The organism is Peribacillus sp. Bi134, from assembly GCF_918698065.1.
Classification (GTDB): Bacteria; Bacillota; Bacilli; order Bacillales; family DSM-1321; genus Peribacillus.
Genome location: NZ_CAKKLN010000001.1, coordinates 214,109 through 225,864, shown reverse-complemented (window position 1 = coordinate 225,864; position 11,756 = coordinate 214,109). Strand labels below are relative to the sequence as shown.

7 protein-coding genes and 1 pseudogene are annotated in these 11,756 nt (G+C 37.4%); 2 read left to right on the top strand and 6 right to left on the bottom strand.

Annotated features, from left to right (window positions below):
• Positions 1–36: 36 nt before the first annotated feature.
• From LQ188_RS01075 to LQ188_RS01065, 3 genes are all read right to left on the bottom strand, one after another.
• Complete coding sequence (locus LQ188_RS01075; protein WP_230175777.1) at positions 37–1,134, bottom strand: major royal jelly family protein; 1,098 nt, start codon at positions 1,132–1,134, stop codon at positions 37–39.
• Between the two features lie 409 nt (positions 1,135–1,543).
• Complete coding sequence (locus tag LQ188_RS01070; RefSeq protein WP_230175776.1) at positions 1,544–1,927, bottom strand: VOC family protein; 384 nt, start codon at positions 1,925–1,927, stop codon at positions 1,544–1,546.
• A gap of 415 nt (positions 1,928–2,342) precedes the next feature.
• On the bottom strand, positions 2,343–4,802 hold the full coding sequence (locus LQ188_RS01065) for a SpoIID/LytB domain-containing protein (protein WP_230175775.1): 2,460 nt from the start codon (positions 4,800–4,802) through the stop codon (positions 2,343–2,345).
• 189 nt (positions 4,803–4,991) lie between these two features.
• Between LQ188_RS01065 and LQ188_RS01060 the strand changes: the two are divergent.
• Positions 4,992–6,384: pseudogene (locus LQ188_RS01060) on the top strand (IS4 family transposase).
• A gap of 198 nt (positions 6,385–6,582) precedes the next feature.
• On the opposite strand, the gene LQ188_RS01055 reads toward LQ188_RS01060, so the two are convergent.
• The 3 genes from LQ188_RS01055 to LQ188_RS01045 form a co-directional block, all read right to left on the bottom strand.
• Positions 6,583–7,155: a DJ-1/PfpI family protein gene (locus LQ188_RS01055; RefSeq protein WP_230175774.1), complete on the bottom strand. Its 573-nt coding sequence runs from the start codon at positions 7,153–7,155 to the stop codon at positions 6,583–6,585.
• Positions 7,156–7,210: 55 nt separating this feature from the next.
• Complete coding sequence (locus tag LQ188_RS01050) at positions 7,211–7,924, bottom strand: iron-sulfur cluster assembly protein (RefSeq protein WP_230175773.1); 714 nt, start codon at positions 7,922–7,924, stop codon at positions 7,211–7,213.
• A gap of 75 nt (positions 7,925–7,999) precedes the next feature.
• Positions 8,000–9,025 carry an amidohydrolase family protein gene (locus LQ188_RS01045; protein WP_048689574.1) on the bottom strand — a complete coding sequence of 342 codons (1,026 nt, stop codon included), beginning with the start codon at positions 9,023–9,025 and terminating at the stop codon, positions 8,000–8,002.
• Positions 9,026–9,541: 516 nt separating this feature from the next.
• Here LQ188_RS01045 and LQ188_RS01040 point away from each other — a divergent pair.
• Positions 9,542–11,557, top strand: coding sequence for a sigma 54-interacting transcriptional regulator (locus tag LQ188_RS01040; protein ID WP_230175772.1), 2,016 nt, complete (start codon positions 9,542–9,544; stop codon positions 11,555–11,557).
• Positions 11,558–11,756: the final 199 nt, after the last annotated feature.

The window sequence follows — 11,756 nt, the reverse complement described above, 5'->3', positions numbered from 1 at the left end:
TCCCTGATGGGGGATAGCTACCTTCGTTTACGATTACTATGAAAAGGTAGGAGCAGGGAATTCATCAATTCTCATACGAAGTAAACTATATGGTTTTTCCCGCAGGTCTCTTCCATAATGAAATCTCGCCTGCCGATGTAATTGATTCACAATGACATATAAGTATTGATCGGGGCCAATCGAAAAAGTATCCGGCCATAAAATTCTGGGGTCATGTGCGATGGTTTCCATTGCGCCATTCGGCAATATCTTCCGGATACTATTGTTTTCATAGTCTCCCGCATAAACGGTTCCTTTTGAGCCGGTGATCATTCCATCAGACGCACCTTTTTCCCCCCAATACTGCACATATTGGGATAAATTCAGGTCCTGTATCCTTCTGTCTCTTAGGGCTTCTGTTGAGATCGAGAACAGCTGACGGCTGGTTAGCGGAGCATAAAATAAAACCTTTCCATCAGGAGAAATCGCTAAACTATCGGAAGCCAATCTAAATGGGAAAGTCGAGCCGTCCGGGTTTCGATTCATCAAAATTTCACCTTCTACTTTCGGTAAAAAATAGGGATCAGGTGAAGTTGATATTGCCCCATTTAACCGTCTAAACGCGTTCCCATTTTCTAAATCTACGACGATAATAGCCCCTGGCCCTCTGGAAGAAGAATCCGTTATATATGCATAGCCTGCTCTTCCAACCCGAAAATCCAAACGGACATCATTCAGATAAGTTGTTGGCAAGACAACATCTTCTGTAAAGGTATATACTCTCCTTATTGTATTCGTGCTTAAATCAACAGCAACTAATTTTGCTCCCCCTTGAATAGGTTCAGAAAAATTTGGTGCCCCTGTATCTAGTACCCAAAGTGTTCCTCTTCCATCAGCAACGATACTTTGGACACTGACGAAAGACATCGTAATATTCCCAGTATTAACTAAATTGGTTTCTACACTGGGATAAGGCTGCAATTCACCCTCAACAATTTCCGCCACAGTAAATTGAACGTCGTCTCCCCATTTCGGAAAGCATACAAAAATACGACCGGTTTCGGAAACGCTGACACCTGTAGGCATAGCCCCATAAAAAGCATGCACCAGTTCAAACTGCCCAAAATATTTTTCCATAGGTAACATAGGTTGCATGATATCCTCCTCATCAAATCCGAACGGATATCATCTATATATGATGAAAATTTTTTGTAGTGCCTGGTTCTTGATAAATTTTTCTATCGTGATGGATGCTGTGGGTTTATTAGTCCAGGAGAAACATGGGAGTTTCGATAAAGTGATTCAAACTTCCACTGGCTCTTCAAAGAGGGGGAATGAGAGCATCTGAATTTACGATTGCAGTCAATTTTAGAACTAACATAAATACTATTATGATTTGCTCCCGTCCAGCAGCCTGGTTAGAAAATAAATCTGTCTCCTGCCATAAGTAAAGGCAGCTTCAGCAACCTGCCTTATTGTAGAGTTGACACAAACTGTGAAGTTAAAAGGAAGTGCGAAAAAACTTAAGTAAAGGGAGTAGTGAGCCGGCTACTCCCTAAGAACATTAACCATTACAAATCATAAGTACATTACCATCTGGGTCTTGAAAGTTAAAATAAGCAAAATTTCCAATACGCTCTATTTCTTTAACAATGGCTATGTTATTACTCTTGATAAATTGGTAAGCTTCGTCTATATCTTTTGCGTAGAAATTAAATAAGACATTATAGGATGGCTTAAATATAAAATTAGGATCAAACGTATGGTCATCTAAAGTTAATCCAGTTTCACTTGTTACAGGAATATTGTAAACAGGTGATTCTACAGAGTCATTATTTCGCGAGATGCCAAGGAGATTGCAATACCATTCAACTGATTTCTTTAAATCCTTAACATGGATAAAAACATTGTTTATTCTACTATTAATAGGAGAACTGACTATTTTCATTGTTTTCCACCTTTCATTGAGCCTTACCTAAAGAAATTCAACAAGTTTCAAAAAATTCCTTTAGAGGTTCATCATAGTTCGAAAACACTGTGCTTGTAGAACTATCCTGCCCCGTTAGTTCATTAAGGGTACCTCCACATTCCCATCAAGCTAAGATATATTTGTATCCCCATAACGAAAAAATTCTATTTTCTATTGATTGATTTTACAGAAAAAGTAGCTCTTTTTTCGTTTTGGAGTGTTTAATATTTTTTATCTTTATGGCGATGCGGTGGGGACCCCAATAAGAGGCTGTTTCAGACTGAATTTACTATCGGAAATGAAATATATAGAAAAAGACCATGACTTTTAAGAATTCATGGTCTTTTTCAGTGCTCACCAAATTTTGATTACGGCTTTTCACTGATTGATTTCGTTATCGGACGTTCGTTAGGTATTTTGCGTGCACATAACCTGTTCCCTTACCGTACTGAATTTTGTACCAAGAGCTACTCTTATTAATTACGGTAACGATTTGGTTTTTCTTCAAAGAGCCAAGAACTTTCCCAGATGTGGTTGGTTTGGAACGGACATTCAACTTTGTAGCATTGACCTTACCAGTCATATTCTTCGCTGCCGGTTTGTTTAAAGTGTAGGAAGTCGTCGTTGTACGTTTGTTCTGGCTTGTATCAATTGCTGTAATGGTAAACGTATACTTTCCGTTCGAAACCTTTGATACATTCCATGATGCACTTTGGATACCGGCATTATTTGTAGCATTATTGGTTAGTGTCGCCACGATTTTGTCTTTTGCATCTTTTACTTGAACGGTTACCTTCGCCCTTTCATTAATCTCATACTTCAAAGCAACATTACTCGTTTTTGAATCATATGAGGTTTTTATATTATTAATGGAAGGTGCCGTTATATCGGGTTTCGTTAAAGTAAATGGAACCGTTGCTGAGCTTTTATTTTGATTGCTGTCGATCGTTGCAATTTCAAATGAGTATTTACCGTTCATAACCTTCGATACATTCCACGATGTCCATTGGACACCGGCATTTTTCTCTTCATTAATGATCGGAGTAGCTTCGATTTTTCCTTTTGCGTCTTTTACTTGCACGGTAACCTTTGATTTTTCATTGATCTCATACTTCAGGAAAACTTTATTTGTTTTTGAGTCATATGAGGTATTTGTATTTTTAATAACTGGAGCCACTGTGTCAGGCTTTGTTAATGAAAATGGAACAGATGCTGAACTTGCATTATTACTACTATCAATCGCTCTAATTTCAAAGGTGTATGAACCGTTACTTACCTCTGATGCATCCCAAATGGCTAATTGCGATCCTGACGGCTTTTGATCCCCTTTGACAAGAGAAGCGATGATTTGCTCTTTTTCATCCTTAACTTCCACTGTCACATTCGCTTTTTCACTTGTATCAAAGGTTATTTTGACTTGGTTTGTTTTAGAATCGTAATGGATTTTTAAACTATTAATCATTGGTGCTGTTTCATCTTTAGGTGCGGGATCCGGAGCTGGTGTTGGAATTGGCGTTGGAATGATAGGTGCCGGTTCTGGCTTGACTGGTTCTACTTCTTCAGGCTCGGGCTTATAAGCTTGTTTTAAGCTTGTCCCTTCATAATAGAAAGCAAGAATCTCGCGATACGTATTTCCCTTTTCGCCAGCCTTTTTCGCGCCATACTGACTTAGTCCGACACCATGGCCGTATCCCTTGCCTGAAACGTTAATCGCATCCCTTGCTGTATCCACTTTGTCTACTAAAAAGCTTTTCATGATGCTCAGACCGATAATGTCTCTAATTTTCGAAGCCGATACATCTTCTAATATTACACTTTGCTGTAACGCTTTCCCTTTTTCTTTCACCATAAATTCAATCTTTATACTTCCTTTACTCACCCTGCTGCCACTTGTTAGTGCGTGAAGGGATAGGTGAGGGACAGCCGTTATTTTAATGTCTTTGCCGGTATATCCATTTTTCTGTAGCCATGCTCTTATATTAGAAATTACTGGTGTTTGTTCAACTTCCTTGGTATTAGCCCACCATGTATCTGCTTTTGTCAAATCTAAATTTGTAAGGTCTATTTGTTGCTTTTTTACACTAAAACTCCACACAGTTTGCGGATCATATGGATCGTCTTTGACCATTAAATATGGTAACTCTGTACCAATCCAAACATTATTGTTGGACTCGGTTTTCCCTCCATTGCTAGAGGAAAAAAGAGCATCTGAACCTATATGTTGTTTTTCACCAAAACCGATGACCTGACCTTCTGTTGCTTTAACAGCTTTTGTTGAGTTTTCGTGCCAAGTGTAGCCACCGTATACCTGGTAACTCATTGTGTCGTCGGGCGTTCTGTTGATGTAGCTCATCGCATAGGTTCTTGCCGCAACAGCCTGTGCCTTTAAGGCTTCCTGATTCCATAAAGCCGGCATTTCAGCTGGAACAACCCCTTTTAAATAATCTTCAAGACCAATTGAGTTATATGGACGGATGAATTTTCCATCTTCCATAATAAAACGTAAATTACCTAAGTATGTACGCCCATTAATCGAAAGTGGACCGTTCCCTGTTTCAGGTTTCACTTCAATCTCAGAAGCTTTGCCTATCTCTTTTGAATCTGTCAGAACAACAATGTCCGTACCGCTGACCCTCAACGTATACTTCTTGTTCGATTCTAGTTTTACATTTGCTAGATTCGTAGTGTACGTGACTTCCGGTTCGACAGTAATCTCGGATTTATTACCAAGATAGCCTTTTAATTTAACCTTAATGATCGGATCGGCTGCCGCCTTAACAGACATTTCTGGAAGTAAAGATAGCATGAGAACGAGTGTAACAAACATCCATATTCCATTCCGTACCTTTTTCATTGAAAAACCTCCTCATAATTTGGAAAATTATTAAAATAATAGTATATCATCCATAATGAGACATTAGTCGATATTTTACTATTTTAGGGGTCCCACCGAATGGCCATTAAGCTAAAGTGAATTTGTATCATCATAACGAAAAAAACGCTATTCTATTTGTAGAAATTTACAGGAAGGATGGCGTTTTCTATTAGTTTTTCTGTTTTAGACGAAATGAATTACTTTTCTCAAGAACTTCAAAACTACTTATCTCCGTCTTCTCTACAACAATTAGCTAAAGAAGTTGGTTTTGTTCAACGTAAAAGTAAATATCAAGCACAAGAATTAATTGCTTTATGTGTATGGCTTAGTCAACAGGTCGCGAGTACGCCACTCGCACAATTGTGTAGCCATCTCGTAGCATCTACAGGTGTCCTCATGAGCCCCAAAGTGCTTAATCAACGATTTAATGGTTCAGCCGTACAGTTTCTTCAACAAGTTCTAGCTAATCTTCTCACTCTAAGAATTCATTCAACACAAGAAATACTTCACCCCTACTCCACGACTTTTAAACGTATTCGTATCCTAGATTCTACAACATTTCAACTTCCAGATAAGTTTGCCTCACATTATCAAGTTTCTGACGGAAGCAGCCATACCGCAGGTGTTAAAATCCAACTTGAATATGAATTATTGAGTGGGAAGTTCCTTCACGTTTATGTAGGAGAAGGGAGAGAAAATGATAAAACCTTCGGTTCAACGAGTCTACAAATCATTCAACCGAAAGACTTATACATAAGGGATTTAGGGTATTTCGACTTACATGACTTACAGAAAATAAATGATGAAGGTGCTTACTATGTCTCACGTTTGAAGTTAAATTCTCGTATCTATCGTAAGAACGATAAACCAGAGTTTTTTCGAAATGGGACTGTGAAGAAAGGTACTCTCTTTATTCAGTTAGACACGGAAGAGCTTATGAATCAATTACGACCTGGACAAACACTCGAAATTTCAGTAGCATACATTGGCCTGTATCAAAAACTACCCGCCCGAGTGGTTATTCATCGACTAACTGAGGCACAAAAAGAGAAAAGATTGAAAGAACAAGCAAAAAAAGAATAGAAGAAGGGCATTACCTATAAAGACCGAAGCAAACGATTAAGTGGAATGAACGTATATATTACAAACCTTCCTTTAGAAGACGTTCCAACGGAACATATCCATGACCTGTATTCGTTACGTTGGCAGATTGAAATTCTATTTAAGAACTGGAAATCTTTCTTTCAAATTGACAAGTGCAAAGAGATCAAAAGGGAACGCTTAGAGTGTCACTTATATGGGCAACTGATTAGCATTTTACTCTGTTCCTCTACCATGTTTAAAATGCGTCAGTTACTTTTAGACATAGAAGGAGTTAAGTGAATATAAATCTATCTATATGATAAAAGACTATTATTTATTGTTTTATCAAGGATTACAAAAGGACACCCAAGAACTATCAAAGACTTTTCTCCATCTGTTTTACCTTTTGGAGAAAAACGGACGGAAATGTCATCGTTATAACAAGAAAACGGTCTTTGATATCTTAGGTTGTCTATGATTATTCGATGTCACAAAAACTCAAAGTTGCCTAATACTTTTTAAGAAACCTATTTGGAAGCCGTTTTAATAAATTCAGCCATAAATATTGTCCAATTTAAAAAGGATTGCCAGTGGCAACCCTTTTTTCTCAATATTAGTATTCTCACCCATATTAGCTTGAAAATAAGGAGGGAATGTTTCAGTCCTTTTGACTTATTTAAACAGAAGCTTCTTTTTTAACATTTAGCAATTTAAAGAATTCTTTCATAAAACCTGGGAGATCTGGCCAAGCATGCCCTGACACGATATTGCCATCAACATGAAGCATTTTTTCCACGTATGTAGCTCCTGCAGCTTCTATTTCGGGTCTACATGCGTTATAAGCTGTCATCTCCCTGCCCTTTATATATTCTCTTATCGTTGTTAATACCAGTTGTCCGTGACAGATAACTCCAAGTGGTTTATTTTCTTTTAAAAAATGGGCGGTTATATCTTGTACTTTTTTATTCATACGAATATATTCAGGAGCACGGCCCCCAGGAATAATAAGTGCGTCATAATCAGTAGGTTCAATCTCTTCAACCGAGGCATGAGATTCAATTTTATATCCCCATTTTTCTGTAAACGTTTCCATTTCAGGCAAAAAATCATGAACAACTGTCTGGAGACTTTTTTTCACAGGTGAGGCAATTGTGCAATTAATATTTTCTTCGATACATCTATAATATGGATAAAATACTTCCAATGCCTCTACAGCGTCACCAGTTATAATAAGAACGTTTTTACTCATTTTTCATCACATTCCTTTTCTGAAATTTTTTAAAATTCCCTTAGCATACTTAAAATTATATTTTCGTCAATGTACTTTCATCAGCAGAAGGCAAATTATATCGAGCCTCTAATAAACCGCGACAATAATGAGCATTAAACTCCATATTCATTCGTGACCCTTTAGCACCTCGCAGATAATCAGCAAACCCTTCTTCAGTTATCTCTTTATCTTCAGGAGTCGTTATGGCTAATTGATTTAAGTAATTCGACGTTTTTTTCTTTTCTAGGTATTTTTCCCTAAGTAACTTCCCTTCTACAGATAAAGGTAGTTCATATAGCTCTTGGATAGATAAATTGAGGATTTCTTTCTTTGACATCCCATTTTGAAGTAAATATCTTATAAGTTTCTCTTGCCTTGCATAGAAAGCTTTTATCTGGAAAGTCTTACGTAATTCATCAAGATCTCCATCAGATAAACTACTAAAGGATTCGCTAAAGGATTTACCTGAAGTTGCTCCTTGGTTGATTTCATCCGAAGCACAGTGATCTAATAAAGTTACTTTAACTTCATTTACCCAGTCTAATTCAGCCACATACTTCAGTATATCTTCGGCCATGATATATGCGAAGTTAGGTGAACACCAGTAAGTTGGTAATCGAAAAACTACTTCGACATCGTTTTCTTTTATTACCGTGTGATCGATAAATCCTAATTCAGTTAAAGGCTGGTCTAATTCTGGATCATAAACTTTATCAAGCATGCTATAAACCTGTTTTTCTTTGTTCATAAAGTTCGATGCACCTCTCTTTTTCAATGATTGATACAAAACTTTAACACGACTCAACTGGTCTATTGATTGAGATTAAACCATTATATGTGAAGCTAGTTCGCACTTTTGTAACTTCGCTTTTTGAGCCTCGATATCAATATTATAGAGTCTGGCTGCATTACCGCCTAAAATTTTCTTTTTTACATTCAAATCAAAAGTTACGCCTGTTTCCTGTTGGATATCTTCAGGAAGCTCAAAATCTACGAATTTTTCGATAAGCCATTTTGGTTCCCATATTCCATAATCACTCCCGAAAAGGATGCGATCCTCATCCAGCCAGTACAATAACTCACTTATGATTTCTGCAAAATAACGAGGACGTTGATGGATAAGTGATATGGCTACAGCTAATCCCCCGTATACATTTTTCTCTTGTGTTGCAATCCAACAAAAATCTTCCAGTCTAGGCAACCCAACATGCTCTACGATAAAATTCAGTTCTGGAAAAGTACTTGCAGCATCATCAACGTCAGCTACATCAAAAGCGTCGCGATTAAGCGGTGTGACCGTTGGACCTTTATGGATATGAATATTTTTTATTCCCAGATCAAGGCATTTTTGCAGATAACGCTGAGACCACGGATCAGACAGCTTATACCCTTTAGAATCGCCATACCAATCAGCTGTATAAAGTTTTATACCTTGCCAACCGTATTTCAATTTCATCGCTTCTAGATTTTCTAACCCGCGCTCACCATGTCGAGGATCAAGCGTCCCATTACATATAAAACGATTTGGATATTTTTTTGAAAGGGCATCATTCACATCAAAATCTCCAAACCCGTTTTTGTAAAACTCCTTAAGATATACCGGTTGAAAAATAGCCATATCAGCATATCCTTTTACAATGACATCCTGTACCAACGTTTCAGAGCCATATTTCTCGAATTTTTCCCTTGGCCAAAAATATTCTTCAGGACTCAAGTTCTTATGATAATCATAGAAACAACTAATAAACTGTTCCCCATGTATGTTTAGCTGGTTTTCCTTGCTTCCATCCCAAATTGCCACATGAGAATCAATAACAAAAATTTCTTCCCCGCTTTTCGTTTTATACAACATTATCACCCCTTCAAGTTTTGCCTTTCTCTTTACTTCATTGCAAATACTGTGCCAAAACTTCCTTCTTTACTATCAAAAATTATTAAATGTTTCTTTAATACAAGCAAGAGTACCTCTATTCCTATATTTATCAGGTTCTAAATAATTGGAAATTTGGAATGATAACTATATATTTAAATAAAAATATTGAAAGTTCTGTATTTTTTCTAATGATATATGGTGCATTAAGCGACACTGTATCTAAAAGTGACAATCGTAATTAAGCAAAGTGCGACACACCTAACTTATAAGTTTGATTAAGAATAGTAGATTATATTTGAGAGTGGGAAAACATAGTGGAGACTAACAAGATTGATAATTTAGATAATTGGTATATAATATGTGTAACTATATTACCAACGTGATGGAGAACTTTTTATTATCAATCACTTAAAAATATTGTAAGCGTTTACTGAAAGGTCAGGGTGATTTCAGAAACATGGCACGTACTTACATTAAAAGGAAGGTACCGGTATGAAGAACCCATATATTTCGTTGGATATTTTCTCTTCACCGAAGACTGAAAAGGATAGAATCGAAAGAGCCTGGGAGAATTTTATATCAGGCCAAAATTTAGTATCTGAAGTGAGATCCTTAACTTATCAATCTTGGGAGCGCTCTATTCGTCATGGAGTACACCCCACCAAAGGGAGAGCCCCACAGGTTCTGTCACAAAATGAAATACAAGAATATCAAACAACCCACACGTTCTTTTCTATTTCAGAATCCCTTCTACCAAAACTTAAAGAATCAGCAATAGATTCAGGTCACTTAATTGTGATTTGTAATCATAAAGGAGAATTATTATATCTAGATGGAGATGCCTCTCTCAAAAAGAAAGCCGAAAATATAAATTTTGCAGCAGGGACTTCATGGTCAGAGAGCTATGTAGGGACAAATGCTATGGGCACTTCTTTGGCTACAGGAGTCCCCATGCAAGTCTTCGCGGGAGAACATTTCTGCCAACCTGTTCACAATTGGGTATGCTCAGCCTCGCCGATTAAAGATCCTGCAACACAAAAGATTCTTGGAGCGGTCAACTTAACCGGTATTTGGGACGTGGTACATCCCCTCTCTCTATCCGCTGTTGTTTCTATCACTCAAACAATCGAAGAAAAGCTCCAAAGCCAGCTCAAATTTGAGCACTTTTTGCTACTTGAACATTATAATGAAACAACTCGTAAAAGCCCCAGTAAAATAGTGGCTGTGCTCGATCGTGGACATCAAGTCATTAAAGCCTCCACCCCATGGTATGACAAAGGTTGGATTGATTACAATAACCGATTAATAAATTCATTATCAGTTTGCAGTGGCACAGAAGGCATGAAAGACGGCTGGATTTTTGAGTCAGTCCCTTTATATCATCAAGGATTCCCTATTGGTTTTATGATACATGCGATTTCAAAAGTCAAACCTTTAAATAAAACGGGATTTAGTACAAAGTACTCCTTCACAAATATGATTGGGAAATCTCCGGAATTCCAATCTGTTATCGATGAGGCGCATACAATGGCCAATCTGGATTTACCCGTTTTAATTGAGGGAGAGAGCGGTACTGGCAAAGAGTTATTCGCCCAATCCATACACGCTTATAGTCATCGATCTGAAGCTGCTTTTGTAGCTGTTAATTGCGGGGCAATTCCAAAAGAACTCGCAGCAAGCGAATTATTCGGTTATGAGGAAGGCACTTTCACAGGAAGTATAAAAGGTGGCCGTGCCGGAAAATTCCAACAGGCTGAAGGAGGAACAATTTTTTTAGATGAAGTTGGCGAGATGCCACTAGATTTACAGGCCATGTTTTTACGCGTGCTTGAAGAAGGAGAAATTGTACGAATGGGTGGAAGAGAACCGATAAAATTAAATGTACGGGTAATTGCGGCAACAAATTGTAATTTAAAAAAAGCCTGCGAGGAAGGCACTTTTCGTAAAGACCTTTACTACAGACTTAATATCCTTTCCTTGGAAGTCCCCCCACTGCGTGAAAGAACAGGGGATGTCCCCTTATTATTAAATCATTTTTTGACAAAAACATGTGCAGAAATTAGGAGACCACCACTTAAAATAGGCGACCAAGACATGTTTGTCTTAGAGCAGTATGGATGGCCTGGGAATGTACGTGAATTAAGGAATTTTGCCTACAAAGTGGCCATAAAGGCAAATGGCAATATAATCACAAACAGTGATTTCCCAAAAGAAATCGGACTAACTAAAAGGATAATAAATTATTCAGCGACAGATCATACACATCAAAAATCGAATAATAAAGAACAGCCATTAATACTTACTAATCCTTCCTCATCCCACGAAGAATCAGTGAGTTATCCAACCTCTTTAAAGCAGCAAGAATTGCATATGATTCTTATGGTACTTAATGAGGCAAATGGCAATGTTACAGCGGCTGCAAAAAAACTTGGCATTCATAGAAGCACAATTTATAGAAAGCTCGGGCGGAATACTAAAAATGAAGGTATATCTAATAACAATGGATAATGAAAAACCAGGATGTCCTTTCTTGATTTCATTATTTTATTGGGAAAATTATAAGTTCTGCCGTTTTTAATTCCTTATTTCACAAAGGATCTGATAATTTAAAATCGTCAGTATAGTTAACACTATTTCTTAAAGGGAAAAAGTATATATATTTTCTGAAGTAAATGATGAACTGTAGAATTTCCACTTCAAAGAGCAC